Consider the following 26,704-nt stretch of genomic DNA (forward strand, 5'->3'; position numbering starts at 1 on the left):
CGTGGGGCTGCCAGGCGACCCCTGCGCAGCTCAACCCCGACCGATACCGGCGAAGGTGCCCTGGGTCTGCTCGGCCAGTACAGCAGCAGCCAGTTCCACTTCCAACCCCCGTCGCCCGGCACTGACATGGATGGTGGCAAAGTTCTGCGCCGAATCGTCGATGAAGGTGCGCAGACGCTTTTTCTGCCCCAGCGGACTGATTCCGCCCACCAGGTAACCTGTGGCACGCTGAGCTGCCGCGGGGTCGGCCATCTCGCATTTCTTCACGCCTGCGGCATGGGCAAGCGCCTTGAGGTCCAGCGTGCCCACAACAGGCACCACGGCCACCAGCAACTCGCCCTTCTCACTGCAGGCCAACAAGGTCTTGAACACCTGCTGCGGTTCCAGCCCCAGTTTTTCAGCCGCCTCCAGCCCATAAGACGCCGACTTTGGATCGTGTTCATAACTGTGCACGCGGTGTTGCGCGCGCGCCTTTTTCAAAAGATCGAGGGCCGGGGTCATGCAGTGCTCCGCTCCGAGACAATTCGGCGGCTACTTTAGGACAAATCCTACACTCCAGCCAGTTCACAGCTGACACGCCGCTCTAGCGTGGGATTCGCGCCCGCATTCAACGCTCATATCGTGACCGATCGTTCACTTTCGACCTTTGACATAAGCGTTTCTTGTCTATATTTTTTCGTTTCTGAATAAATGGTGCACTTTTTAAGTGCATTCCTACATGCGCCCGGGGTCAATGGGGATGGACGCCGGGCTTTGCTGTCGAGCGCTTAGCGCCTCACAACAAAAAAAAAGAGGTCATACATGACGACTGCTCTACGCGAACCTACGCTGTCCAGCCAATGCCTGGCCGAATTCCTCGGCACGGCGCTGCTCATCTTTTTCGGCACAGGATGCGTCGCCGCCCTCAAGGTCGCGGGCGCCAGCTTTGGACTGTGGGAAATCAGCATCATCTGGGGCGTCGGCGTGAGCATGGCGATCTACTTCACCGCCGGTATATCAGGTGCGCACCTGAACCCGGCCGTCAGCATCGCCCTTACCCTGTTCGCAAGCTTCGACAAACGCAAACTGCCGTTCTACATGCTGGCCCAGGTTTGCGGCGCCTTCTGCGGCGCGGCGCTGGTCTACACCCTGTACAGCAACCTGTTCTTCGATTTCGAACAAACCCATGCCATGCTGCGCGGCAGTAGCGAAAGCCTGGAACTGGCGGCGGTGTTCTCCACCTACCCACACCCTTCGCTTTCCACCGCACAGGCGTTCCTGGTCGAAGTGGTGATCACTGCAATCCTGATGGCGGTCATCATGGCCCTGACCGACGACAACAACGGCCTGCCCCGTGGTGCGATGGCACCGCTGCTGATCGGCCTGTTGATCGCCGTGATCGGTAGCGCCATGGGCCCGCTGACCGGCTTTGCGATGAACCCGGCCCGCGATTTCGGGCCCAAACTGATGACCTTCCTGGCCGGCTGGGGCGAAATCGCCTTCACTGGCGGTCGGGATATCCCTTATTTCCTGGTTCCGGTGTTCGCGCCGATCTTCGGCGCTTGCCTGGGTGCTGCGACCTATCGTGGCTTGATCGCCCGCAACCTGCCGACGGCACCGAGCGCGAACCCAGAGACAAACGGCAATCGCCAGGGCGATACTCAAGCCAACTGATGCTGGCGCCCTGACTTCCTCATTTTGCAAGGCCTATGACCATGACAGATACCCAGGACAAGAACTACATCATCGCCCTGGACCAGGGCACCACCAGCTCGCGGGCCATCATCTTTGACCGCGACGCCAATGTGGTCGGCACCTCCCAGCGCGAGTTCGCCCAGCATTATCCGCAAGCCGGCTGGGTCGAACACGACCCGATGGAGATCTTCGCCACACAGAGCGCGACCATGGTCGAAGCCTTGGCACAGGCCGGCATCAGCCATGCGCAGGTCGCCGCACTGGGCATCACCAACCAGCGTGAAACCACAGTGGTATGGGACAAGGAAACCGGCCGCCCGGTGTACAACGCCATCGTCTGGCAGTGCCGGCGCAGTACAGAGATCTGCGCACAACTCAAGCGCGACGGGCATGAACAATACATTCGCGAAACCACCGGCCTGGTCACCGATCCGTACTTCTCCGGCACCAAGCTCAAGTGGATCCTCGACAATGTAGAGGGCGTACGTGAGCGGGCCGAACGCGGCGAACTGTTGTTCGGTACCGTGGATACCTGGCTTATCTGGAAGTTTTCCGGCGGCAAGGTGCATGTCACCGACTACACCAATGCCTCGCGCACGTTGATGTTCAACATCCACAGCCTGCAGTGGGATGAAACGATGCTCGACATTCTCGGCATCCCGCGCCAGATGCTGCCCCAGGTGCGCCCGTCTTCCGAAGTCTACGGCCACACCAAGAGCGGCATAGCCATTGCCGGTATCGCCGGTGACCAGCAGTCCGCGCTGTTCGGCCAGATGTGCGTGGAACCCGGTCAGGCCAAGAACACCTATGGCACGGGTTGTTTCCTGCTGATGAACACGGGCGACAAAGCCGTAACCTCCTCCCACGGCCTGCTGACCACCATTGCCTGCGGGCCACGTGGCGAAGTGGCCTATGCCCTGGAAGGCGCAGTGTTCAACGGTGGTTCCACCGTGCAATGGCTGCGCGACGAACTCAAGATCGTCAACGATGCCCTGGACACCGAGTACTTCGCCAGCAAGGTCAAGGACAGCAACGGGGTTTACCTTGTGCCCGCCTTCACCGGCCTGGGCGCACCGTACTGGGACCCTTACGCCCGCGGCGCGCTGTTCGGCCTGACGCGCGGGGTGAAAGTCGACCACATCATCCGTGCTGCGCTGGAGTCGATCGCCTACCAGACCCGCGACGTACTGGACGCCATGCAGCAGGACTGCGGCCAACGCCTGTCCGAGTTGCGTGTCGACGGTGGCGCGGTGGCCAACAATTTCCTCATGCAATTCCAGGCCGACATTCTCGGCACCTGTGTGGAACGCCCGAAAATGCGCGAAACCACTGCCCTTGGCGCCGCTTACCTGGCGGGCCTGGCCTGTGGTTTCTGGAGTGGCCTGGACGAGTTGCGTGACAAGGCGATCATCGAGCGCGAGTTCAGCCCGCAACTCGATGAAGCGAAGAAGGAAAAACTGTACGCCGGCTGGCGCAAAGCCGTCGAGCGTACCCGCGACTGGGAAGATCACGAGGCCTGATCGCCCTGGGCAGGGGCTGCTTCGCGGCCCCCGTCACCCCACGGCCTACTGGCCGTAGTCCCTTTCCTACGGCATCATTGCAGAATTTGTCCGGCAGCCCATAAGGACCGCCCATGAATCTGCCCCCACGCCAACAACAAATCCTCGAGCTGGTGCGCGAACGCGGCTACGTCAGCATCGAAGAAATGGCGCAGCTGTTCGTCGTCACCCCGCAAACCATCCGTCGCGACATCAACCAGCTCGCCGAGCTCAATCTGCTGCGCCGCTACCACGGTGGCGCCGCCTATGATTCGAGTATCGAGAACACTGCTTACGCCATGCGCGCCGATCAGATGCGCGACGAAAAACAGCGTATTGCCGACGCCGTGGCCCGGCAAATTCCTGACCATGCCTCGCTGTTCATCAACATCGGCACCACCACCGAATCGATTGCCCGGGCGCTGCTCAACCACAACCACCTGAAGGTCATCACTAACAACCTGCACGTTGCTGCGATCCTTGCCGCCAAGGATGATTTCGAAGTATTGGTCGCAGGCGGCACAGTACGCCGTGACGGGGGCGTGGTTGGCCAGGCGAGCGTCGATTTCATCAGCCAGTTCAAGGTCGACTTCGCCTTGGTCGGCATCAGCGGTATCGATGAAGACGGTAGCCTGCTGGACTTCGACTACCAGGAAGTACGGGTTTCCCAAGCAATCATCGCCAACGCCCGTCAGGTCATCCTGGCTGCCGACTCCAGCAAATTCGGGCGTAACGCCATGGTACGCCTGGGCTCGATCAGCCTGGTCGATTGCCTGGTGACCGACCAGCAGCCATCCCCTGCACTGGGTGAGTTGCTCAACCAGTACAAGATCCGGCTCGAGGTGGTTTAAACCGCAAGCGGGTCCAGAAGGGCCCGCGATTTTCGATATTGTTCATTTTATTGTCATCTCATCAGTTTTTTCTATAAACACTGACTGGCGATGGCCGTTCTGTTGCGCTAGTATTTTCGGAAACGAACATTAATGTTCATATTCGATGTGAACAGCCCCAGGAGGCCTTGCCCGTGTCCCAGCCCGTTTCGTCCCAGCCCCTACTTGCCGATTGCTATGATCTTGCCGTGATCGGCGGTGGCATCAACGGCGTGGGCATTGCTGCCGACGCCGCCGGGCGTGGCCTCAAGGTCTTCCTCTGCGAAAAGGACGACTTGGCCCAGCACACCTCCTCGGCCAGCAGCAAGCTGATCCATGGCGGCCTGCGCTACCTGGAACACTATGAATTCCGCCTGGTCCGCGAGGCACTGGCCGAGCGCGAAGTGCTACTGGCCAAGGCACCGCACATCGTCAAACCAATGCGCTTCGTGCTGCCGCACCGCCCGCACCTGCGCCCGGCCTGGATGATCCGTGCCGGCCTGTTCCTCTACGATCACCTGGGCAAGCGCAAGCGCCTGGGCGCCTCGCGCAGCCTGCGCTTTGGCCCGGGCTACCCGCTCAAGCCGGCCATCACCCGCGGTTTCGAATATGCAGACTGCGCGGTAGACGACGCCCGCCTGGTAGTACTCAATGCCATGGCTGCACGCGAGCAAGGTGCGCACATTCATACCCGCACCCGCTGCCTGCGCGCAGAACGTGTCGATGGCCTGTGGCAGGTAGAGCTGCAGCATGCCGACGGCAGCCTGCAGACGATTCGCGCGCGTGCCTTGGTCAACGCCGCCGGTCCGTGGGTCGCCCGGTTCATCAAGGATGACCTCAAACTCGATGCACCGTACGGCATACGCTTGATCCAGGGCAGCCACCTCATCGTGCCGCGCCTGTACGAGGGGGATCACGCCTACATCCTGCAGAACGAGGACCAACGCATTGTCTTCTGCATCCCCTACCTGGACCGCTTCACCCTGATCGGCACCACCGATCGCGAATACAGCGGCGATCCGGCCAAGGTGGCGATCACCGGGCAGGAAACCGACTATCTGCTCAAAGTGGTCAACGCACACTTCAATCATCAGTTGAGCCCCAGCGATATCCTGCACACCTACTCTGGCGTGCGGCCGCTGTGCAACGACGAATCGGACAACCCGTCCGCAGTCACGCGTGACTACACCCTCGCGCTGTCCACGACCCAAGGCGAGGCGCCGTTGCTGTCCGTGTTTGGCGGCAAGCTGACCACATACCGCAAGCTTGCAGAATCGGCCATGGCAGAACTCAAGCCGTTCTTCACCCAGATGGGCAAAAGCTGGACAGCCAGCGCCACACTGCCAGGTGGTGAAGACATGAGTACACCTCAGGCACTGGTCGACGACCTGCTTGCGCGCCATCAATGGCTCGCGCCGGACATCGCCAAGCGCTGGGCGGTAACCTACGGCAGCCGCACCTGGCAATTGCTGGAAGGTGTGAGCGGCCCGCAGGATCTGGGCCAAGCGATTGGGGGTGGCCTCTTCACCCGTGAAGTCGATTACCTGCGCCAAACCGAATGGGCCGTCAGCAGTCAGGATATTCTCTGGCGCAGGACCAAGCTGGGCCTGTTCACCAGCGAGAGTGAACAGCGCGCACTGGCTGACTACCTGGCACAGGGCAACGCACGCAGCAACGCCGCCTGAACCTTGCAGGGCGACCGCATGGCGGTCGCCCTACGCTCAGGCTTCCCGCCCATACGCCTCTTTTGCCAATGCCAGGTAAAGGGCCCGTTCCTCGCTATTGAGCGCTTCCATCAATGCCGCAGCGTGCTCAAGGTACTGCTGCTCACCCGACTCGCCAGCCTGACGCTCATAGGCTTCCAGCTGTTCATGATACGGCGCGGCCAGGGCTTCGAAGCGCTCGGGATTGAGATTGCGCACAAACCCTTGCCAAAACTCTCGTTGCGCCAGTGCATTGCTTAACACGTCGATGTTTTCACCGGCGATGACGGTATTGCGCGCCCGCATGATCCGTGTGCGCGTGAGCTCCTGATAAAGAGGCAGCAAGCTCAACATGTGCTTTTCATGCAGGGGTGTTATTTAAAGCTGACGCCACGGACTCTGCGAGGCGCCCACCGTTCGGATTGCCGAACGCAATAGAGGCACTCATTCGGCGTTCCGACCACGGAGCTTTGCGCAAAAACCTTCATATAGGGTTCATGCCCAGGCTTTTCGCGGGGTTATGATCATTGTGAGAGCTTGGCACGAGTCATGCTCTACACTTGGAAGCCGAATGCACAACGCTTCATGCTGCATGCGTTGAACGAAAGAGTCCGCCAACGGCTCCATAAAAAAAACAAACACGTCGAGGAAAATTTGATGCGTATCGTTCGTCAATTGCTGGGGGCCGCCATCGCGGCTGCAGTCATCGCTTCGCCCGCCATGGCCGAGGAGCTGACCGGCACCCTGAAGAAGATCAAGGAGTCGGGCACCATCACCCTGGGGCACCGTGACTCCTCCATTCCGTTTTCCTACCTGGCTGGCAAGCCGCAACCCGTGGGTTACTCCCATGACATCCAGCTGGCAGTGGTCGAAGCCCTGAAGAAACAACTGGGTACTGACATCAAGGTCCGTTACAACCTGGTCACTTCGCAAACCCGTATCCCGCTGGTGCAGAACGGCACCGTCGACCTGGAATGCGGCTCCACCACCAACAACGTCGAGCGCCAGCAGCAGGTCGCCTTCTCGGTGGGTATCTTCGAAGTCGGCACGCGCCTGCTGACCAAGGTCAAGGATGGTCAGCCGTCCTATAAAGACTTCCCGGATCTGGCCGGCAAGAACGTGGTGACCACCGCCGGCACCACCTCCGAGCGCATCCTCAAGGCGATGAACGCCGACAAGCAGATGAAGATGAACGTGATTTCCGCCAAGGACCACGGTGAAGCCTTCAACATGCTTGAAAGCAACCGTGCCGTGGCCTTCATGATGGACGACGCCCTGCTGGCCGGTGAAATGGCCAAAGCGCGCAAGCCTGCGGACTGGGTCATCACCGGAACGCCACAGTCTTACGAGATCTATGGCTGCATGATGCGCAAGGGTGACGAGACCTTCAAGAAAGCCGTCGACGATGCCATCGTGGGCTATTTCAAGTCGGGCGAAGTCAACAAGAGCTACGACAAGTGGTTCCAGCAGCCGATTCCGCCAAAAGGCCTGAACCTTCAGTTCCCGATGAGCGACGAACTGAAAAAGCTGATCGCCGAGCCGACCGACAAGGCCGCAGACGAGAAGAAATCCTGATCCTCAGTTAGTGGCCTGGTGCGCAAGCGCACGAATCAACGCTGCAAGCCACTCATTAGTGTCTAACCTTTCATCCGAGGGCGCCAAGCGCCCCCGGATGCTCGAAGGTGCCCGTGAAACAACCGTCTGAGGGGAAATCCCGATGAATTACAACTGGGACTGGGGCGTGTTCTTCAAGTCCACCGGCGTGGGCAGCGAAACCTATCTGGACTGGTACATCACCGGCCTGGGCTGGACCATCGCCATCGCCATTTCCGCCTGGATCATCGCGCTGCTGCTGGGCTCGCTCCTTGGCGTCATGCGTACCGTGCCGAACCGCCTGGTATCGGGTATCGCAACCGCCTACGTGGAGCTGTTCCGCAACGTGCCGCTGCTGGTGCAACTGTTCATCTGGTACTTCCTGGTGCCAGACCTGCTGCCTGAGGGCCTGCAGGTATGGTTCAAGCAGGACCTCAACCCGACCACCTCGGCATTGATCAGCGTGGTCATCTGCCTGGGCCTGTTCACCGCTGCCCGCGTCTGCGAACAGGTACGCACCGGCATCCAGGCACTGCCGCGCGGTCAGGAAGCTGCCGCCCGCGCCATGGGCTTCAGCCTGCCGCAGATCTACAACAACGTGCTGTTGCCTCAAGCGTACCGGATCATCATTCCGCCGCTCACCTCCGAGTTCCTCAACGTGTTCAAGAACTCTTCGGTAGCCTCGCTGATCGGCCTGATGGAGCTGCTGGCACAGACCAAGCAGACCGCTGAGTTTTCCGCCAACCTGTTCGAGGCGTTCACCCTGGCTACGCTGATCTACTTCACCCTGAACATGGGCCTGATGCTGCTGATGCGCCTGGTCGAGAAGAAAGTCGCCGTGCCTGGCCTGATTTCCGTGGGGGGCAAGTAAATGGAAATGGATTTCAGCGAAATCATCCCGGCCCTGCCTGCCCTCTGGGAAGGTATGGTCATGACCCTCAAGCTGATGGTCATGGGCGTGATCGGCGGTATCGTGCTGGGCACACTCCTGGCATTGATGCGCTTGTCGTCGAACAAGCTGCTCTCGAACATCGCCGGTGCCTACGTCAACTACTTCCGCTCGATCCCGCTGCTGCTGGTGATCACCTGGTTCTATCTGGCGGTGCCGTTCGTGCTGCGCTGGATCACCGGCGAGGACACCCCGGTGGGTGCCTTCACCTCCTGCGTGGTCGCCTTCATGATGTTCGAGGCCGCGTACTTCTGCGAAATCGTCCGCGCCGGCGTGCAGTCGATCTCCAAAGGCCAGATGGGCGCGGCACAGGCACTGGGCATGAACTACGCCCAGACCATGCGCCTGATCATCCTGCCCCAGGCCTTCCGCAAGATGACCCCGCTGCTGCTGCAGCAGAGCATCATCCTGTTCCAGGACACCTCGCTGGTCTACACCGTGGGCCTGGTGGACTTCCTCAACTCGGCACGTTCCAACGGCGACATCATCGGGCGCTCCCATGAGTTCCTGATCTTTGCCGGGGTCGTCTACTTCCTCATCAGCTTCTCCGCTTCGTGGCTGGTCAAGCGCCTGCAAAAAAGGATCACCGTATGATTTCCATCAAGAACGTCAACAAGTGGTACGGCGACTTCCAGGTACTGACCGACTGCAGCACCGAGGTCAAGAAAGGTGAAGTGGTGGTGGTGTGCGGCCCTTCGGGCTCTGGTAAATCCACGCTGATCAAGTGCGTCAACGCCCTGGAGCCGTTCCAGAAGGGCGACATCGTGGTCGATGGCACCTCGATTGCCGACCCCAAGACCAACCTGCCCAAATTGCGCTCGCGGGTAGGCATGGTGTTCCAGCACTTCGAGCTGTTCCCGCACCTGACCATCACCGAGAACCTGACCATCGCCCAGCGCAAGGTACTGGGCCGCAGCGAAGCGGAGGCCACCAAGAAGGGCCTGGCCCTGCTCGAACGGGTCGGCCTCAGCGCCCATGCCAAGAAGCACCCCGGCCAGCTCTCTGGTGGCCAGCAGCAACGTGTGGCGATCGCCCGCGCCCTGGCCATGGACCCGATCGTCATGCTGTTCGACGAGCCGACCTCGGCGCTGGACCCGGAAATGGTCAGCGAGGTGCTGGATGTGATGGTGCAGCTGGCCAACGAAGGCATGACCATGATGTGCGTGACCCACGAGATGGGCTTCGCCCGCAAGGTCGCCAACCGGGTCATCTTCATGGACAAGGGCTGCATCATCGAAGACTGCACCAAGGAAGAGTTCTTCGGTGACCAGGGTATCCGCGACCAACGCACCCAGCACTTCCTCAGCAAGATCCTGCAACACTAAGCCGGCCACAGTATCTGCTGCCCCGGGCCCCACCGGGCAGCGGATGCTGGTCGTGACAAGGCCACTGTGATGAAATGCGACCCCTCGCTACTTCTCCCTGCCAAGCCTGCCGTGAAATCCCGCCTGATCCGCCAATTGCTGCTGCCGCCCCTGATCATCCTGCTGATGGTCGGGCTGGGCCTGGCTGGCTACCTGATCAGCGAAAGCAATGGCATACGCGCCCTGAGTGAAAATGGCGAGCGCCAGCTGGAGTTGCACGCGCGTACGGTCGAGAGCGAAATCAGCAAGTACACCTACCTGCCGAGCCTGCTGGAGCTGGAAGACAGCGTCTCGCACCTGCTCACCGACCCAGACGGCGGCTCACGCCAGGCCGTCAACGAATACCTCGAAGGCCTCAACCGCCGCAGCCGCAGCCGGGCTATCTTCGTGCTCGATACCAATGGCCGGGTACAGGCCACCAGCAACTGGCGCGATGCCGACTCGTTCCTCGGTGAAGACCTGTCCTTCCGCGCCTATTTCCAGACCGCCGTGCGCGGCGAGCCGGGCCGTTTCTACGGCATTGGCAGCACCACCGGCGAGGCCGGCTATTACCTGGCCCATGGCCTGGAAGAACACGGCAAGATCATCGGCGTGGCGGTGATCAAGGTGCGCCTGGACACCTTGGAAGAACGCTGGCAACGCGCCCGCCTGGAAGCGTTCGTCAGCGACGAAAACGGCATCATCATCCTCTCCAGCGACCCGGCGCGGCGCCTGAAGTCGGTGCGCCCCATGACCCCGCAGATCAAGGAGCGCCTGGCGCGCAGCCTGCAATATTACTGGTGGCCGCTGAACGAGCTGCAGCCGCTGGCCCGCGAGACGCTGGCCGATGGCGTAGAGAAGCTGACCTTCCCGGCCAACAGTGAAACCGCCCACGGCAAAGCGCAGGAGGTGGCCTACCTGGCGCAAACCCGGCGCCTGGTGGATACCCCTTGGCATTTCACCCTGCTCACTCCCCTGCAGGACCTGCGCCGCGAATCGATGGTGCAAGGCATTCTGGTAGGCGTGGCGTTCGCCCTGCTGGCGATCCTGGGTATCGCCTGGAACGAGCGGCGCAAGGTGATCGCCACCCGCCTGGCTGCACGCGAAGCGCTCGAAGAAGCCAACAGCCAGCTGGAGCGGCGCATTGCCGAGCGCACCGCCGACCTGCGCGCCAGCAACGAAAGGCTCAAGGGGCAGATCCGTGAACGCCGTCACGCCGAGCAAACCCTGCGCCACGCCCAGGACGAACTGGTTCAGGCCGGCAAATTGGCAGCCATCGGGCAGATGTCCACCAGCATCGCCCACGAGCTCAACCAGCCGCTGGCGGCGCTGCGGACACTGTCCGGCAACACCGTGCGCTTTCTCGAACGCGGCGCGCTGGACACCGCCAGTACCAACCTGCGCACCATGAACGAACTGATCGACCGCATGGGCCGCATCACCGCCAGCCTGCGTTCGTTCGCCCGGCGTGGTGACGACCGCGGCCAGGCATCGCTGGCCAAGGCCGTGGAGGCCACCTTGCAGGTGCTGGCCAGTCGCATCAGTGGCTGCCACCTGAAGCTGCACAGCCAGTTCGACGACCTGCAACTGGCCATTGACCAGACCCGCCTGGAGCAGATTCTGGTCAACCTGATCGGCAATGCCCTGGACGCCATGGCTGCCCAGCCGGCACCTGAGCTTTGGCTGGAAGGCGAGTTGCAAGGCGACAAGTACCGCCTGCGGGTACGCGACAATGGCCACGGCATCGATGACGAGGCGCGCAAGCACCTGTTCGAACCCTTCTTCACCACCAAACCGGGCGAACACGGCCTGGGCCTGGGCCTGACCCTGTCGGCGAGCCTTGCCGCCGCCGCCAAGGGCAGCCTCAACGTCGAGCACCCTGTCAGTGGCGGAACGGCCTTCGTTCTCGCCCTGCCGCTGGTGTCCCCCCCTAATGAATCGGCAGAGCTCCCATGAACCAAGCGCCTCTTACCGTCCTGATCGTTGAAGACGACCCGCATGTGCTGCTCGGCTGCCAGCAGGCGCTGGCCCTGGAAGACATCGCCTGCGAGGGTGTCGGTAGCGCCGAACAGGCGCTGGAACGGATCGGTGATGACTTCGCCGGCATCGTCGTCAGTGACATCCGCCTGCCGGGCATCGACGGCCTGGAACTGCTCAACCGCCTCAAGGCGCGCGACCGCAGCCTGCCGGTGGTACTGATCACCGGCCATGGCGATATCGACATGGCCGTCGGCGCCATGCGCAATGGTGCCTACGACTTCATGGAGAAGCCCTTTTCGCCGGAACGCCTGGTCGACGTGGTGCGCCGCGCGCTCGAACAGCGCGGGCTATCGCGCGAAGTGCTGGCCCTGCGCCGCCAACTGGCCGAACAGAGCAGCCTGGAAGGCCGCATCATCGGCCGCTCGCCCGCCATGGAGCAATTGCGTGAGCTGATCGCTAACGTTGCCGACACCTCGGCCAACGTGCTGATCGAAGGCGAGACCGGTACCGGCAAAGAGCTGGTCGCCCGTTGCCTGCACGATTTCAGCCGGCGCCAGAACCAACCGTTTGTGGCGCTCAATTGTGGCGGCCTGCCGGAAAACCTGTTCGAGAGCGAAATCTTTGGCCACGAGGCCAACGCTTTCACCGGCGCAGGCAAGCGCCGTATCGGCAAGATCGAGCACGCCAATGGCGGTACCTTGTTCCTCGATGAAGTCGAGAGCATGCCGATCAACCTGCAGATCAAACTGCTGCGGGTACTGCAGGAGCGCACCCTGGAGCGCCTGGGCTCGAACCAGAGCATTGCGGTGGACTGCCGGGTGATCGCCGCAACCAAGGCCGACCTCGACCAGCTCGGCCAGAGTGGGCAGTTCCGCAGCGACCTGTACTACCGCCTCAACGTGGTAACCCTGGAGTTGCCGCCACTGCGCGAGCGCCGTGAAGATATCCTGCAACTGTTCGAACACTTCCTGCAGCAGTCGGCGCTGCGCTTCGACCGGGACATGCCGACACTGGACAGCCAGACCCTGTCGCGCCTGATGGCCCATGACTGGCCCGGCAATGTGCGGGAACTGCGCAACGTTGCCGAGCGCTATGCCCTGGGCCTGCCAGCGTTCAAGAAAGGCCCGAGCGGTGGCGCCAGCCAAGGGTTGGGCTTTGCCGAAGCGGTAGAGGCGTTCGAGCGCAATCTGCTCAGCGATGCCCTGCAACGCACCGGCGGCAACCTCAGCCAGGCCAGCCAGGAGCTGGGCATGGCCAAGACCACGCTGTTCGACAAAGTGAAAAAGTACGGGCTGGGCTGAACGTCTGCGAGAGGAAGGCCTACGCCACTTTCATAACCCGGCAATATGTGTCACGTCCTCGCGATGTGACTGCAGGTAAGGCAGCACGGCCCCCAGCAACGGTGCCTTGAAGGGCTCCTGGAACCGATGTGCCAACCCCGGGATCAGCCGCAGCTGGCTACCGCGGATATGCGCCGCCAGGTGCACCCCATGCATCACCGGCAACAAAGGGTCAGCCGTCCCATGCACCACCAATGTCGGTACGCGCAGCTGGTTGAGCAGCGCTACCCGGCTTGGCTCGGCCAGGATCGCCATGATCTGACGCTTGGCACCTTCAGGGTTGAACGCCCGGTCATAGGCCTGCGCGGCCTGCTGTACCAAAGCGGCCCGGTCATCATGCACCTGGGGGCTGCCCAACGCCGCCAGCAGGTCGGCCTGCTGCTCGATGGCCACTTCCCGAGTCGGCGCACTGCGCCGGGCCAGCAACTGCACCAGCGCTGGGGCTGGCGCCGGCAGGCCTGCAGCGCCAGAACTGGACATGACCAGTGTCAGGCTGCGCACCCGCTCCGGCGCCATTGCAGCCATGTGCTGGGCGATCATCCCACCCATGCTGACACCCAGAACATGGAATTGACCAATCCCCAATGTGTCCATCAGGCGCAGCCCGTCACCCGCCATGTCGGTCAGCGTATAGGGCGCGGCAACCGGCAGGCCGAACTTGTAGCGCAACAGCTCGACCGTGAGATTGGCCGAGGGAGGCTGTTGGTTCCAGCGCGACAGGCCAACGTCACGGTTGTCGTAGCGAATGACCCGAAAGCCTTGTCGACACAAGGCCTCGACCACATCATCCGGCCAGTGGATCAGTTGCCCACCCAAGCCCATGACCAGCAGCAAAGCCGGGTCCCGTGGCGCGCCGACACTTTGGTAAACCAGGCTCAGATCGCCTGCTTCGGCCCGTTGGACCGGTACTTGAGTGTCACAACGCTGATCGGCGAAGCTCGCCGGCACGCTGACAAGGAACAAGAAAAAAAGCAAAAAAGCCCGCATGAAAGAAACACCAGAATGCAGATCCCCAGTAGAGCGCGAGTCTGATGAAAATCGTTCGGGCGCGCTGCCACAGTTCCGTGACAGTTTGATGAAGCCCGCCCAGTGGTGCGGCGCAAGGTCCAGTCGACAGCGGGACCAACATGAGGGAAACTCAACTCATTCTCTGTTCACTCAAATTATGCTCTCGGAGTCAGCCGTGCTGGAGATCCGCCACCTGAAAACCCTTCATGCCCTGCGCGAGGCCGATAGCCTGGTGGAGGCTGCCGAGCGTCTGCACCTGACCCAGTCGGCGCTGTCGCATCAGTTCAAGGAGCTTGAAGAACGCCTGGGCCTGCCGCTGTTCGCACGCAAGACCAAACCTATCCGCTTCACCAGCGCCGGCCTGCGCTTGCTGCAACTGGCAGATGCCACCCTGCCGCTGCTGCGTGGTGCGGAACGTGACATCGCCCGCCTGGCCGGGGGTACTGCCGGGCGCCTGCACATGGCCATCGAATGCCACAGCTGCTTCCAATGGCTGATGCCCACCATCGACCAGTTCCGTGATGCTTGGCCGGAAGTGGAGCTGGACCTGGCTTCGGGCTTCGCATTCGCGCCGCTGCCCGCCCTCGCCCGTGGCGACCTGGACCTGGTAGTGACCTCCGACCCACTGGACCTTGCCGGCATCACTTACGTGCCGCTGTTCACCTATGAAGCCATGCTCGCCGTGGCCAACCAGCACCCGCTGGCCAGCAAGCCTTACATCGTGCCCCAGGACCTGCTCGACCAGACGCTGATCACCTACCCGGTGGAGCGCGACCGGCTGGACATCTTCACCCGCTTCCTGGAACCAGCCGACATCGAGCCGGCGGGCGTACGCACCTCGGAGCTGACGGTGATGATGATGCAACTGGTGGCCAGCGGCCGCGGAGTGTGTGGCATGCCGCACTGGGCGCTGCATGAGTACAGTTCGCGCGGGTATGTGAAGGGCAAGCGCCTGGGCGAGAAAGGCCTGTTCGCCACACTCTATGCGGGAGTACGCACCGACATGCTCGACGCTCCCTACATGCGCGACTTCCTGCTCACCGCCAAGGACACCTCGTTCGCCACGCTCGATGGGGTCAGCGCGGTACGCTGAGGGCCTTGCGGTAGAGCGGCAGTATCAGGTCGCGGGTCAGCGGCGCCAGCTCAGGCATCGGTGCCTGGTCAGCGGCCAGCCAGATCACTTCCTCGATTTCCGCCGCCGGGACCACGGCCTCGGCGCTGTCGACCCGGAACAGCTCGGCCTGCACCTCAAAGCCGGGCTCGTTGGCGGCCGGTGCGCTGAAACGGCCCAGCGGGATGGCCCGAGCAGGGTCAATGCGCAACCCTAATTCCTCATGCAGTTCGCGCACCAGTGCGTCCAGCGGCGTTTCACCCGCATCGATCTTGCCCCCAGGCTGCATGAACGCCTGAGTACCACGTTTGCGTACCAGCAGGGTTCGACCCAGTGGGTCGATCAACAGGGCAGCGGCGATGCGGATAACATTGGGCATGGTCAGGCTCACTCAGAAAAGCCCGTGAGGATCCCATGGAGCCCTGTCGCCGGCAAGCCGGCTTCACAGACGAACGGTCCCTTGCCAATCTGCCAGCGACCCTCCATAACCTTCTCATGAACCTGCCTGCCCAACAGCACCCGGTGCTTGAGCTGTTCCTCCCCGCCATCGGCACCTGGTTCCGTCGCCATTTCGCCACGGTCACCGACGCCCAGGCCCGCGCCTGGCCGTTGATTCACGCCCGCCAATCGATGCTGCTGGCCGCGCCGACCGGCTCGGGCAAAACCTTGAGCGCCTTTCTCGCGGTGCTCGACGAGCTGTTCCGTGAGGGCCTTGAACACAACGGCGAACTGCCCGCGCAAACCCAGGTAGTGTACGTTTCGCCGCTCAAGGCACTGTCCAATGACATTCGCCTGAACCTGCAGGCGCCGCTCGAAGGCATCAGCCAGGCACTGCTAGACCAGGGGCTGACGCCGCCGCGCATCACCACTGCCGTACGCACCGGCGACACACCGCAAAAAGAACGCGCGGCCATGCGCAAACTGGCCCCGCACATCCTCGTGACCACGCCTGAGTCGCTCTACGTGCTGATGGGCTCTGCCTCGGGCCGCGCTGGCTTGAGCGGCGTGCACACGGTGATCGTCGATGAGATTCACGCCTTGGCCGGCAACAAGCGCGGCGCTCACTTGGCACTGACGCTGGAGCGCCTCCAAGCGCTCACCGGGCGGGGGCTGCGGCGCATCGGGTTGTCTGCCACCCAGCGCCCGGTGGAGCGCGTGGCCGCGTTCCTGGCCGGCCACCAACGACCTTGCGCAATCGTCGATATCGGCCACGCCCGCCAGCGCGACCTTGCCCTTGAAGTGCCCCCCGTGCCCTTGGGCGCGGTCATGGCCACGGATGTGTGGAACCTGGTCTACGATCGCCTGGCAGCTCTGGCCCGTGAACACCGCACCACGTTGGTATTCGTCAACACTCGGCGCCTGGCCGAACGCCTCACCCGCCACCTCAGCGACCGCCTTGGCAAAGAGGCCGTGGCCGCACACCACGGCAGCCTGGCCAAGGAGCTGCGCCTGGATGCGGAGCAGCGCCTGAAAAACGGCCAGTTGCAGGTGCTGGTCGCCACGGCTTCCCTGGAGCTGGGTATCGATATCGGTGATGTCGACCTGGTTTGCCAGATCGCCTCGCCAGGCTCCATCGCCGCGTTCTTGCAGCGGGTCGGCCGCTCCGGGCACCAGGTCGAAGGCATCCCCAAAGGGCGCCTGTTCGCCACCTCGCGGGATGACCTGATCGAGTGCACGGCCCTGCTCGACTGTGTGCAACAGGGCGAGCTCGAGCAGTTGCACATACCCCATGCGCCACTGGACGTACTGGCCCAGCAGATCGTCGCCGAAACCAGCAACCAGCCGTGGCAGGAACAGGCATTGTTCGACTGCCTGCGCAAGGCAACGCCCTACACCGAGCTGGACACCAAGCATTACCAAGCGCTGCTAAGCATGCTCGCCGAAGGCTACAACGGACGCCAAGGCATTCGCAGCGCCTACCTGCACCGCGACGCGGTGAGCGGCACCTTGCGCGGGCGCCGCGGTAGCCAGCTGACCGCGCTCACCAGCGGCGGCACCATCCCCGAAACCGCCGACTACGCTGTGCTGCTGGAGCCGCAGGCGCTGAACATCGGCAGCGTCAACGAAGACTTTGCCGTGGAGAGCATTGCTGGCGACATCTTTCAGTTGGGCAATGCGTCCTATCGGATCCTGCGGGTGGAACCCGGCCGGGTCAGGGTCGAAGACGCCCACGGCCTGCCGCCGACCATTCCGTTCTGGCTAGGAGAGGCGCCGGGACGCAGTGACGAATTGTCCGCCGCCGTTGCCCGCCTGCAGGCACGTATCGATGAGCAACTGGGGCTGAGTAACGGCGCTTTCGCCCCAGTGCTGTCATGGCTGCAAAGTACTTATGCACTGGACGAGGCCTGCGCCAGCCAACTGCTCGATTACCTGGGGCGTACCCGTGAAGTGCTGGGCGCCCTGCCCTCGCAACACACGCTGGTGATGGAGCGCTTCTTCGACGAGTCCGGTGGCACCCAGTTGATCATCCATTCGCCCTACGGCAGCCGCATCAACCGCGCCTGGGGCCTGGCGCTGCGCAAACGCTTCTGCCGCACGTTCAATTTCGAATTGCAGGCGGCAGCCAGCGAGGACGCCATCGTACTGTCACTGTCGACCAGCCACAGTTTCGAGCTGGACGAAGTCTGGCGCTACCTGTCCAGCCGCAACGCCGAGCACATTCTCATCCAGGCCCTGCTCGATGCGCCCTTGTTCGGGGTGCGCTGGCGTTGGAACGCGGCAGTGGCAATGGCCTTGCCGCGCTACGTCGGCGGACGCAAGGTGGCGCCGCAGATCCAGCGAATGAAAAGCGAAGACCTGATTGCCGCCGTGTTCCCCGACCAGATCGCCTGCCTGGAAAACATCGTCGGTGAACGGCAAATCCCGGATCACCCGCTGATCGAGCAGACCCTCGACGACTGCCTGCACGAAGCCATGGACAGCGAGGGCTGGATGGCACTGTTGAGGCGCATGGAAAGCGGCCAGGTGCGCTTGCTGAGCCGCGACCTGCCGGCCCCCTCGCCGCTGGCCTCGGCCATCCTCAACGCCAGGCCATATGCGTTCCTTGATGATGCACCGCTGGAGGAGCGCCGAACCCAGGCGGTACTCAACCGACGCTGGAACGAGGTGCACAGTGGCGACGACCTGGGCGCGCTGGACGCCGATGCCATCAGCGCTGTCCAGGCAGAGGCCTGGCCGCAACCCGGCAGCGCCGACGAAATGCACGAAGCCTTGATGACCCTGGGCGCCATCAGCCAGCACGAAGTCCAGGCCAACCCGACCTGGGGCTTGCTGCTCAGGCAACTGGCCAAGGCGGGCCGGGCGTTACGCTTGCCCGACGAACACCTGTGGCTGGCCCGCGAGCGCCTGAGCCTGCTCCAAGCGCTGTATCCGGATGCACGTCTGGAGCCCGCCCTCCACGTGCTCCCCGGCTTCGACCAGGCCCTGGACCCGGACAGTGCACTGAGCGAGCTGCTGCGCGCCCGCCTGAGCGGCCACGGCCCGCTGACCCTGGCGCAGATCGCGGCACCACTGGGCAAGCCGCAGGCAGCCATCGAACAGGCACTGGCCCGCCTGGAAGCAGAGGGCTACGTACTGCGCGGCCAGTTCAGCCCAGGTGAGGTGCAACGGCAATGGTGCGAACGCCACCTGTTGGCGCGTATCCATCGCTACACAGTCAAACGCCTGCGCCGGGAGATCGAGCCGGTAAGCCTGCAGGACTTCATGCGCTTTGTGTTTGACTGGCAGCACCTTGCGGCCGACGAAAAATTGCGTGGGCCGCACGCTGTGGCCGAGGTGCTTGAGCAGTTGCAGGGTTTCCCAGCCGCGGCCGGCGCCTGGGAGGCAGAGCTGCTGCCGGCACGGATCAAGGACTACAGCATTCACTGGCTCGACGAGGCGTGCCGTAGCGGGCAGTTCGCCTGGAGCCGCCTGGCGGGCAAAGTGTCGAGCAGTACGCTGGCGAGTACGCCGCTGGTGCTGTTGCCACGTCAACACCTGGGCTTGTGGCGCAGCCTTGTACCTGCGCCGGCTCTGGACGAGCTAAGCCCGCGTGCGCAACGTGTGCATCAGGTATTGCAGGCGCATGGCGCTCTGTTCTTCGACGAACTGACCCAGCAAGCCCACTTGTTGCCCAGCGAGCTGGAAACGGCGTTACAGGAATTGGTCGGTTCTGGCCTTGCAAGTGCCGACAGCTTTACCGGGCTGCGTAGCCTTATCACCCCGGCGGCGAAACGCTCATCGCGCAACAGCCGGCGCGGCCATGCGCCGATTTCCACCAGCATGGCGCACGCCGGGCGCTGGGCGCTGTTACGCAGGGGCAATGCCGAAGTGGACGACGGGCAACGGTTGGAACACCTCGCCCGCACCCTGTTAAGACGCTATGGCGTGATCTGCTGGCGGCTGCTGGAGCGCGAGAGTGATGTGCTGCCACCCTGGCGTGAGCTGCTGCGCTGCTGCCACCGGCTTGAGGCGCGCGGCGAGATTCGCGGCGGGCGCTTCATCGCCGGCTTGGCCGGGGAGCAGTTCGCCCTGCCCGAAGCGGTCGGGCTGCTGCGCCAGGTACGCCGGCGCGAGATGGAGGGCGCGCTGGTGGTGGTCAGTGCCAGTGACCCACTGAACCTGATCGGGTCGCTGCTGCCCGGAGCGAAGGTGCCGGCGGCCGGTGGCAATCGTGTGTTGTACCGCGATGGCGTGCCGGTGGCAGTGCGAGTTGCCAACCGCTACGCCTACCTGGTGCAAGCGACGAATGAAGAGCAGCAACGGTGGCGGCAGAAACTGCTGCGCGAATGATTTTCGATACCCCGATTTTCATGTTCAGCGCTGCGCAACCGGGCTATGGTCGGGGTTTGCCCCAGGCCCTGAGCCTGACCGCGCCATCGTAAGGACCCCGTATGAGCCTGTCACTTCTCAGTCGCTATGCCGTGTTTGCCGCCTGTGTTCTGTTCACCGTGGCGAGCCTGCCGTTCCTGAACCATGAATGGCTGTGGCCGTTCACCCTGATTACGGCCGTGCTCAGCCTGATCGGTTTGTTCGACCTGCTGCAGCAACGCCACGCGGTACGCCGCAACTACCCGATACTGGGCAACATCCGCTACCTGGTCGAGGGCATTCGCCCGGAGATCCGCCAGTACCTGCTGGAAGCCGACAGCGATGCCCTGCCCTTCTCCCGCGCCCAGCGCTCGCTGGTGTACGCGCGGGCCAAGAACGAAGCGTCGGACAAGCCCTTCGGTACGCTGATCGACGTGTACGAGTCTGGCTTCGAGTTCATCGGCCACTCCATGCGCCCGGCCCCGCTGGCCGACCCCTCAAGCTTCCGGATCATCATTGGCGGACCGCAGTGCAGCCAGCCCTATTCGGCATCGATCTTCAACATTTCCGCCATGAGCTTTGGCTCGCTGAGTGCCAATGCCATCCGCGCGCTCAACCAAGGGGCCAAGCTGGGCAACTTCCACCATGACACCGGCGAAGGCAGCATCAGCCCCTACCACCGCGAACACGGCGGCGACCTGGTGTGGGAACTGGGCAGCGGCTACTTCGGCTGCCGCACAGCGGACGGGCGCTTCGACCCCGAGCGTTTTGCCGCCCAGGCGCGCAGCCCGCAGGTGCGGATGATCGAGATCAAGATGAGCCAGGGCGCCAAGCCCGGCCACGGCGGCATCCTGCCCAAGCACAAGGTCACCCGGGAAATCGCCGAGACCCGCGGCATTCTCATGGGTGAGGACTGCATCTCGCCATCCCGCCACAGCGCGTTCTCCACACCCATCGAGATGATGCAGTTCATCGCCCGTCTCCGTGAGCTGTCCGGCGGCAAGCCGGTGGGCTTCAAGTTCTGCCTGGGCCACCCGTGGGAATTCATGGGCATCGCCAAGGCCATGCTGGAAACAGGCATCCTGCCCGACTTCATCGTGGTCGATGGCAAGGAAGGTGGTACCGGTGCCGCACCGGTGGAGTTCACCGACCATATCGGTGTGCCGCTGCGCGAAGGGCTGCTGTTCGTGCACAACACCCTGGTCGGCCTGAACCTGCGCGACAAGATCAAGCTTGGCGCCAGCGGCAAGATCGTCAGCGCCTTCGACATCGCCAGCGTGCTGGCCATCGGTGCCGACTGGGCCAACTCTGCTCGCGGCTTCATGTTCGCCATCGGCTGCATCCAGTCGCAGAGTTGCCATACCAACAAATGCCCCACGGGCGTGGCCACACAAGACCCGTTGCGCCAGCGTGCGCTGGTGGTCCCGGACAAAGCCCAGCGGGTCGTGAACTTCCACCACAACACCTTGCGCGCCCTGGCAGAAATGCTCGCAGCGGCCGGCCTGGAACACCCCGCGCAACTGGAAGCCAAGCACTTGGTGCGGCGCGTGTCGGCTACCGAAATCAAGCTGTTCTCGCAGATGCATGTGTTCTTGAAGCCGGGGGAGTTGCTGACTGGCGAGGTGGACGGGCAGTTCTATTCGCGGATGTGGCAGCTGGCGCGGGCGGACAGCTTCGAGCCGCACAGTGAGGTGGCGGCCTGATAGACCCCTGGGGCTGCTGCGCAGCCCTTTCGCGACACAAGGCCGCTCCTACCGGGATACGCTATCTGCTGTTGTGTCGCGAAAGGGCCGCAAAGCGGCCCCGGCTATCTCACATCAGGAAGCGTTACCGGCTACACCCTGTAGTTCTTTCGGCGCCAGGCGGAACGCGTAGTACAGCACCGTCAGCAGCACCAGGAACGCCGGGCCAATGTACAGCGCCACACGGGTATCCTCGAAGTACGCCATCAAGCCAACCACCAGCACCAGGAAGCCCAGCGCCAGGTAGGAACTGAGCGGCCACAGCCACATGCGGTACTTCAAGCCCTTGCGCTCGGCGGCCGACAGCCCGGCGCGGAACTTGAGCTGCGCCAGCAGGATCATCACCCAGGTCCAGATCGCGCCGAAGGTGGCGATCGACGTCACCCAGACGAACACCTTCTCTGGCACCAGGTAGTTGGCCAGCACCCCCAGCAGCAAGGCACCGATGGACAGCAGCAGCGCGTTACGTGGCACGCCGTTTTTCGAAGTACGGGCAAAGACGGCTGGCGCCTGGCCATTTTGCGCCAGGCTGTAGAGCATGCGCCCGGTGCTGAAGATACCGCCGTTGCAGGACGACAGCGCGGCAGTGATCACCACGAAATTGATGATGCCGGCTGCTGTCTTGATACCCAGGCGCTCGAAGGTCATGACGAACGGGCTGCCCTGGCTGCCGATTTCATTCCACGGGTAGATCGACAGGATCACGAACAAGGCACCGACGTAGAACAGCAGAATGCGCCAGAACACCGAGCCAATGGCCTGCGGGATGGTTTTTTGCGGGTTGCGGGCTTCGCCGGCAGTCAGGCCGATCATTTCCACGCCCAGGTAGGCGAACATCACCATCTGCAGCGACATCAGCACACCGGTCACGCCATTGGGCATGAACCCGCCATTGCTCCACAGGTTGGAGATACCGACTGCCACACCGTCGTTGCCCAGGCCGAAGGCGATGATGCCGATGCCGCCCAGGACCATGGCGATGATGGTGACGATCTTGATCAAGGCAAACCAGAATTCGAACTCGCCGAAAGCCTTGACCGCGATCAGGTTCACCGCGCCCATGCTGCCCAGCGCCGCCAGGGCCCAGATCCAGCGTGGCACGTCCGGGAACCAGATGCCCATGTAGATGGCCACGGCGGTGATTTCCGCGACGCAGGTCACCAGCCACAGGAACCAGTAGTTCCAACCGGTCAGAAAGCCCGCCAACGGGCCAAGGTAGTCCTGGGCATAGCGGCTGAACGAACCGGCGACAGGGTTGTGCACGGCCATCTCGCCGAGGGCACGCATGATCACCAGGATCGCCAGGCCACCGATGATGTAGGAAAGCATGATCGCGGGGCCGGCCATCTCAATGGCTTTGGCCGAACCGAGGAAAAGACCGACGCCGATACAGGCGCCCAGCGCCATCAGACGGATGTGCCGTTCGCCCAGTTCACGCTTGAGCGGGCCGCCTTGTGCGGTCTCGCCATGGGCAGGGTGGTTGCCGACGGGCATAGCAATACAACCTCATTTTGTTATTGGATTTGACCTTCGTGCAGCGCCGGCCATGCCGATAGGCGTGGCGTTGGCTTGCCAGGCTGGCCTTGTGGGCCGGCCCGTGTGCCGGTGTAGAGCGGCCCGGCAGGGCGAAGGGGCCGAGCAGTATAGGAAGCTCGCTGTAGGGCTTTTCACTATAAATAACTCAAAATTTGGAGAGAAACCCGCAGACCTACCGCTGCCTCCTGGCTCACCCCCACTACCCTAGCAACTTGGTTGTAAGAAGAAACCCACACCAAAGGCGCATATCCCACATGGGGTTTCTGCACTTTCTACAAATTTTTCACCTACTGCCTTCAACGTCTAAGCTTCAGACAAGCAAGACGAAAATACCTGGCCGGATTGAAGACTATGGGCGCACTGTGGCAATCGGAACCATCCAGAACGGAAGCACCCGAAACACCTCTGGCCGACACGCCGCAGCCAAAGTCCCCACGTCAGCGTCGGCTTTGGTGGCGGCTGATCCTGCTGATCCTGCTGGTGGCGATCACCGCCATCGGCTTTGCCGCCTATGACGAGTTCCGTACGTCCGACCTGCAGTCCCGCGAGTTCAGCAAGCTGGCCAGCACCCTTACCTATTCACTGCAGCCGGGGCCCAGTGACGCCATCGTCTACCCCGGCGAGGGGCCGTTCGACAAACGTCTGGGCTATAGCGCGCTGGGCGAGTTCCTGCCGCGCCTGCTCAAGCGCGACTACCTGATCAGCGAGCAGGTACGGTTTTCGCCTGCCTTGATGAACTACGTGGACCACGGCCTGTTCGCGCCCTACATCGAGAAAATCCAGGCCGGATTGTCGATCATCGATTGCCGCGGCGACACGCTGTACCAGTACAACTACCCGCAATACCTGTATCCGAACTTCGCCGCAATCCCACCGGTGATGGTCAACAGCCTGCTGTTCATCGAAAACCGCGACCTGCTGGACCCGAAGGACCCGAAAAACAACCCGGCAGTCGACTGGCCGCGCTTCGCCAAGGCCGCCTACAGCCAGGTGGCCAAATACCTGGCCTTGCCCGGCCAGTCCGCCGGTGGCAGCACGCTGGCCACGCAGCTGGAAAAATACCGCCATTCACCGGACGGCCTGACGGTCTCCGGTGCCGAGAAGATCCGCCAGATGATTTCCGCCAGCGTGCGCGCCTACCAGGGCGGGCCTGATACCACCGAGGCACGCCAGCGCATCGTGCGCGACTACCTCAACAGCGTGCCGCTGTCGGCGGTGCCCGGCCATGGTGAAGTGCATGGCATGGCCGAAGGCCTGCGTGTGTGGTACGGCGCCGATTTCGACCAGGTCAACCAGGCCCTCACCTCGACCGCGACAGACCCCGAAAGCATGGCCGCACGTGGCTTGGCATTGCGTCAGGTGCTGTCGTTGATGATCGCCCAGCGCCGCCCCTCGCATTACCTGACCAAGGGCCGCGTCGAACTGGCCGAACTCACTGATTCGCACATCCGCGTGCTCGCTGGCAACGGCATCATCGAGCGCGCCCTGGCCGACGCAGCGCTGGCCAGCAAGGCGCTGTACCGCGACTGGGTGGCACAACCGACCATCGTTCCGATCATCACCAACAAAGGCATCAGCCTGGCTCGCAACCGCCTGTCAGGCATGCTCAACCGCCCGCTGTATGACCTGGACCGCCTTGACCTCTCGGCAACGAGCACCTTGCAGGCCGACCTTCAGCTCCAGGTCAGCCAGTACCTGAAGAACCTCTCCGACCCTGAATTCGCTGCGCAGATCGGCCTGATCGGTGAGCGCCTGCTGACCAGCAAGACCACCGACCAGGTGCGCTACAGCTTCACCTTGTTCGAACGCACCGTCGATGGCTCACGGGTGCGGGTACAGACTGACAGCACCGACCAGCCCTTCGACATCAACGAAGGCAGCAAGCTTGAACTGGGCTCGACGGCCAAGCTGCGGGTGCTCACCACCTATCTGCAGATCATCGCCGAACTGCACGACAAGTATGCTGGCATGCCCGCCGCCGAGCTGAAGAAGGTCGAGGTCGCCGAGCTCGATCGCATCACCCAATGGTCACTGGAATGGCTGGCGCTGAACAGCAAGAACCAGAGCCTGGATGCCATGCTCGACGCAGCCCTGGAGCGCAAGTACTCGGCCAACACCGGCGAAGCGTTCTTCACCGGCGGCGGCATGCACGTGTTCAACAACTTCCGCAAGGAGGACAACAGGCGCAACCCGACCCTCAAAGAAGCCCTGCGCGAGTCGATCAACCTGCCCTTCATTCGCCTGATGCGCGACCTGGTGCGCTACGTGACCTACCAGCAGCCATTCAACCGCGTGCCGCTGCTCAAGGACGATTCGGACCCGCGCCGCCAGGAATACCTGGCACGCTTTGCCGACAAGGAAGGCACCAGCTACCTGATGCGCTTCTGGAGGAAGTACCAGCGCAAAACCTCGCAGCAACGCCTGGATACGTTCCTCGACAGCATGCGCGTCACGCCGCAGCGCCTGGCCGCAGTACACCGCTATCTGTTCCCGGCGGCTGGCCAGGAAACCTTCAATGCATTTGTTCGCGCGCACATCAAGGAAAACAAGGTCGCCCTGAACAGGCTCACCGATGGCCGTCTGGCAGAGATGTACGAGGCCTACGGCCCCGGCAAATATGACCTGCCTGACCAAGGCTACATCGCCAAGGTTCACCCGCTGGACCTGTGGCTGCTCAGCTACCTGCTGAGGAACCCGAGCGCCTCGCTGACCGAGATGGTCAATGCCAGCCGCTTCGAGCGTCAGGAAGTCTATGGCTGGCTGTTCAAGAGCCGCCATCAGGGTGCCCGGGACAGCCGTATCCGCACCATGGTGGAAATCGAAGCCTTCCTCGATATTCACCAGCGCTGGAAGAGCGTGGGTTACCCCTTCGATCACCTGGTGCCGTCACTGGCCACCGCCATCGGCAGCTCCGGCGACCGTCCTGCGGCTCTGTCCGAGCTGGTCGGCATCATTCAGAACGACGGTGTGCGCCTGCCCACACTGCGCATCGATACGCTGCACTTCGCCGCCGATACGCCCTACGAAACCAGGCTGAACAGCGACCCCGACCGTGGCCAGCGAATTCTCCCGGTGGAAGTGGCCCGGGCACTCAAAGGCGCCATGTCGCAAGTGGTCGACGCAGGTACGGCGCGGCGTATTTCCGGCAGCTTCAAGCTGCAGGACGGCACCCCGCTGGTGATGGGCGGCAAGACCGGTACAGGCGACAACCGCATCGAAAGCTTCGGCGCCGGGGGCCGGTTGATCGGCTCGCGTTCGCTGAACCGCACCGCCACCTTCGTGTTTTTCCTCGGCGACAACCACTTCGGCACGCTGACCGCCTTCGTGCCAGGGCGCTCCGCGGAGGCGTTCAAGTTCACCTCGGCGCTGCCTGTGCAGGTGCTCAAGGGGATGGCGCCCATCCTCATGCCGTACCTTGAGCCTGGCAATCCGAACGCGTGCAAACCGCCGCAGGTTGCGATGCTTGCGAGTGACCCATCTAAAATTTAAATGATAACCATCGGCATTTGACCGCTTGTATTTAGATATAT

At 62.7% G+C, this 26,704-nt stretch carries 19 protein-coding genes; 14 read left to right on the forward strand and 5 right to left on the reverse strand.

Annotated elements, in window-relative coordinates:
* Window positions 1–30: 30 nt before the first annotated feature.
* Complete coding sequence (gene ybaK, locus NGJ21_RS06915; RefSeq protein WP_046787766.1) at window positions 31–501, reverse strand: Cys-tRNA(Pro) deacylase; 471 nt, start codon at window positions 499–501, stop codon at window positions 31–33.
* Window positions 502–801: 300 nt separating this feature from the next.
* Here ybaK and NGJ21_RS06920 point away from each other — a divergent pair, with 300 nt between their 5' ends.
* From NGJ21_RS06920 to glpD, 4 genes are all read left to right on the forward strand, one after another.
* A complete protein-coding gene (locus tag NGJ21_RS06920; protein WP_046787767.1) occupies window positions 802–1,653 on the forward strand; it encodes an MIP/aquaporin family protein in 852 nt (283 codons plus the stop codon).
* Between the two features lie 41 nt (window positions 1,654–1,694).
* Window positions 1,695–3,194: a glycerol kinase GlpK gene (glpK, locus tag NGJ21_RS06925; protein ID WP_046787768.1), complete on the forward strand. Its 1,500-nt coding sequence runs from the start codon at window positions 1,695–1,697 to the stop codon at window positions 3,192–3,194.
* A 113-nt stretch (window positions 3,195–3,307) separates the two neighbouring features.
* A complete protein-coding gene (gene glpR / locus NGJ21_RS06930) occupies window positions 3,308–4,063 on the forward strand; it encodes a DNA-binding transcriptional repressor GlpR (protein ID WP_115273715.1) in 756 nt (251 codons plus the stop codon).
* Between the two features lie 173 nt (window positions 4,064–4,236).
* Entirely contained in the window at window positions 4,237–5,766 is a 1,530-nt protein-coding gene (glpD, locus tag NGJ21_RS06935) for a glycerol-3-phosphate dehydrogenase (protein WP_115273714.1), read from the forward strand.
* 36 nt (window positions 5,767–5,802) lie between these two features.
* Here glpD and NGJ21_RS06940 read toward each other — a convergent pair whose 3' ends face one another.
* Window positions 5,803–6,138 (reverse strand): hypothetical protein, encoded by a 336-nt coding sequence (locus tag NGJ21_RS06940; protein ID WP_251961968.1) that lies wholly within the window; start codon window positions 6,136–6,138, stop codon window positions 5,803–5,805.
* A 303-nt stretch (window positions 6,139–6,441) separates the two neighbouring features.
* Here NGJ21_RS06940 and NGJ21_RS06945 point away from each other — a divergent pair, with 303 nt between their 5' ends.
* The 6 genes from NGJ21_RS06945 to aauR all read left to right on the forward strand — a co-directional run bounded on the left by NGJ21_RS06945 (window position 6,442) and on the right by aauR (window position 12,950).
* A complete protein-coding gene (locus NGJ21_RS06945) occupies window positions 6,442–7,359 on the forward strand; it encodes a glutamate/aspartate ABC transporter substrate-binding protein (protein WP_115273713.1) in 918 nt (305 codons plus the stop codon).
* Window positions 7,360–7,501: 142 nt separating this feature from the next.
* On the forward strand, window positions 7,502–8,248 hold the full coding sequence (locus NGJ21_RS06950) for an amino acid ABC transporter permease (RefSeq protein ID WP_046787772.1): 747 nt from the start codon (window positions 7,502–7,504) through the stop codon (window positions 8,246–8,248).
* Window positions 8,249–8,920: an amino acid ABC transporter permease gene (locus tag NGJ21_RS06955; protein WP_012313017.1), complete on the forward strand. Its 672-nt coding sequence runs from the start codon at window positions 8,249–8,251 to the stop codon at window positions 8,918–8,920.
* A complete protein-coding gene (locus tag NGJ21_RS06960; RefSeq protein WP_046787773.1) occupies window positions 8,917–9,651 on the forward strand; it encodes an amino acid ABC transporter ATP-binding protein in 735 nt (244 codons plus the stop codon). The genes NGJ21_RS06955 and NGJ21_RS06960 overlap by 4 nt, the downstream gene beginning before the upstream one ends.
* A gap of 69 nt (window positions 9,652–9,720) precedes the next feature.
* Complete coding sequence (aauS, locus tag NGJ21_RS06965; protein WP_046787774.1) at window positions 9,721–11,625, forward strand: two-component sensor histidine kinase AauS; 1,905 nt, start codon at window positions 9,721–9,723, stop codon at window positions 11,623–11,625.
* Window positions 11,622–12,950 carry a two-component response regulator AauR gene (aauR, locus tag NGJ21_RS06970; protein ID WP_046787775.1) on the forward strand — a complete coding sequence of 443 codons (1,329 nt, stop codon included), beginning with the start codon at window positions 11,622–11,624 and terminating at the stop codon, window positions 12,948–12,950. Before aauS ends, aauR begins: the two co-directional genes overlap by 4 nt.
* A gap of 30 nt (window positions 12,951–12,980) precedes the next feature.
* Here aauR and NGJ21_RS06975 read toward each other — a convergent pair whose 3' ends face one another.
* Window positions 12,981–13,976: an alpha/beta fold hydrolase gene (locus tag NGJ21_RS06975; protein ID WP_119688358.1), complete on the reverse strand. Its 996-nt coding sequence runs from the start codon at window positions 13,974–13,976 to the stop codon at window positions 12,981–12,983.
* A gap of 196 nt (window positions 13,977–14,172) precedes the next feature.
* Here NGJ21_RS06975 and metR point away from each other — a divergent pair, with 196 nt between their 5' ends.
* Window positions 14,173–15,090, forward strand: a complete 918-nt coding sequence (metR, locus tag NGJ21_RS06980) for a transcriptional regulator MetR (RefSeq protein WP_251961969.1) — start codon at window positions 14,173–14,175, stop codon at window positions 15,088–15,090.
* Here metR and NGJ21_RS06985 read toward each other — a convergent pair.
* Window positions 15,074–15,487, reverse strand: coding sequence for an NUDIX hydrolase (locus NGJ21_RS06985; protein ID WP_115273710.1), 414 nt, complete (start codon window positions 15,485–15,487; stop codon window positions 15,074–15,076). The two genes, metR and NGJ21_RS06985, sit on opposite strands and share 17 nt — an antisense overlap.
* 116 nt (window positions 15,488–15,603) lie before the next feature.
* On the opposite strand from NGJ21_RS06985, the gene NGJ21_RS06990 reads away from it, so the two are divergent.
* Window positions 15,604–19,878: a DEAD/DEAH box helicase gene (locus tag NGJ21_RS06990; RefSeq protein WP_251961970.1), complete on the forward strand. Its 4,275-nt coding sequence runs from the start codon at window positions 15,604–15,606 to the stop codon at window positions 19,876–19,878.
* 101 nt (window positions 19,879–19,979) lie between these two features.
* Window positions 19,980–21,599: an FMN-binding glutamate synthase family protein gene (locus NGJ21_RS06995; protein ID WP_046787779.1), complete on the forward strand. Its 1,620-nt coding sequence runs from the start codon at window positions 19,980–19,982 to the stop codon at window positions 21,597–21,599.
* A 114-nt stretch (window positions 21,600–21,713) separates the two neighbouring features.
* On the opposite strand, the gene NGJ21_RS07000 is transcribed toward NGJ21_RS06995, so the two are convergent.
* Window positions 21,714–23,132 (reverse strand): amino acid permease, encoded by a 1,419-nt coding sequence (locus NGJ21_RS07000; RefSeq protein WP_115273707.1) that lies wholly within the window; start codon window positions 23,130–23,132, stop codon window positions 21,714–21,716.
* A gap of 393 nt (window positions 23,133–23,525) precedes the next feature.
* Between NGJ21_RS07000 and NGJ21_RS07005 the strand changes: the two genes are divergently transcribed.
* A complete protein-coding gene (locus NGJ21_RS07005; RefSeq protein ID WP_251961971.1) occupies window positions 23,526–26,663 on the forward strand; it encodes a transglycosylase domain-containing protein in 3,138 nt (1,045 codons plus the stop codon).
* The last annotated feature ends 41 nt before the right edge of the window (window positions 26,664–26,704 follow it).

This window comes from Pseudomonas sp. Marseille-Q5299, from assembly GCF_943737035.1.
In the GTDB taxonomy this organism is placed as follows: domain Bacteria; phylum Pseudomonadota; class Gammaproteobacteria; order Pseudomonadales; family Pseudomonadaceae; genus Aquipseudomonas; species Aquipseudomonas putida_E.

Excerpts from the sequence above, each read along its gene's own strand:
- NGJ21_RS06920 (WP_046787767.1), top strand. The coding sequence starts at position 802 with ATGACGACTGCTCTACGCGAACCTACGCTGTCCAGCCAATGCCTGGCC.
- NGJ21_RS06945 (WP_115273713.1), top strand. The coding sequence starts at position 6,442 with ATGCGTATCGTTCGTCAATTGCTGGGGGCCGCCATCGCGGCTGCAGTC.
- NGJ21_RS06975 (WP_119688358.1), bottom strand. The coding sequence starts at position 13,976 with ATGCGGGCTTTTTTGCTTTTTTTCTTGTTCCTTGTCAGCGTGCCGGCG.
- NGJ21_RS06985 (WP_115273710.1), bottom strand. The coding sequence starts at position 15,487 with ATGCCCAATGTTATCCGCATCGCCGCTGCCCTGTTGATCGACCCACTG.
- NGJ21_RS06960 (WP_046787773.1), top strand. The coding sequence starts at position 8,917 with ATGATTTCCATCAAGAACGTCAACAAGTGGTACGGCGACTTCCAGGTA.
- glpK (WP_046787768.1), top strand. The coding sequence starts at position 1,695 with ATGACAGATACCCAGGACAAGAACTACATCATCGCCCTGGACCAGGGC.
- NGJ21_RS06950 (WP_046787772.1), top strand. The coding sequence starts at position 7,502 with ATGAATTACAACTGGGACTGGGGCGTGTTCTTCAAGTCCACCGGCGTG.
- NGJ21_RS06990 (WP_251961970.1), top strand. The coding sequence starts at position 15,604 with ATGAACCTGCCTGCCCAACAGCACCCGGTGCTTGAGCTGTTCCTCCCC.
- aauR (WP_046787775.1), top strand. The coding sequence starts at position 11,622 with ATGAACCAAGCGCCTCTTACCGTCCTGATCGTTGAAGACGACCCGCAT.
- NGJ21_RS07000 (WP_115273707.1), bottom strand. The coding sequence starts at position 23,132 with ATGCCCGTCGGCAACCACCCTGCCCATGGCGAGACCGCACAAGGCGGC.
- glpR (WP_115273715.1), top strand. The coding sequence starts at position 3,308 with ATGAATCTGCCCCCACGCCAACAACAAATCCTCGAGCTGGTGCGCGAA.
- aauS (WP_046787774.1), top strand. The coding sequence starts at position 9,721 with ATGAAATGCGACCCCTCGCTACTTCTCCCTGCCAAGCCTGCCGTGAAA.
- NGJ21_RS06955 (WP_012313017.1), top strand. The coding sequence starts at position 8,249 with ATGGAAATGGATTTCAGCGAAATCATCCCGGCCCTGCCTGCCCTCTGG.
- NGJ21_RS06940 (WP_251961968.1), bottom strand. The coding sequence starts at position 6,138 with ATGTTGAGCTTGCTGCCTCTTTATCAGGAGCTCACGCGCACACGGATC.
- NGJ21_RS06995 (WP_046787779.1), top strand. The coding sequence starts at position 19,980 with ATGAGCCTGTCACTTCTCAGTCGCTATGCCGTGTTTGCCGCCTGTGTT.
- ybaK (WP_046787766.1), bottom strand. The coding sequence starts at position 501 with ATGACCCCGGCCCTCGATCTTTTGAAAAAGGCGCGCGCGCAACACCGC.
- NGJ21_RS07005 (WP_251961971.1), top strand. The coding sequence starts at position 23,526 with ATGGGCGCACTGTGGCAATCGGAACCATCCAGAACGGAAGCACCCGAA.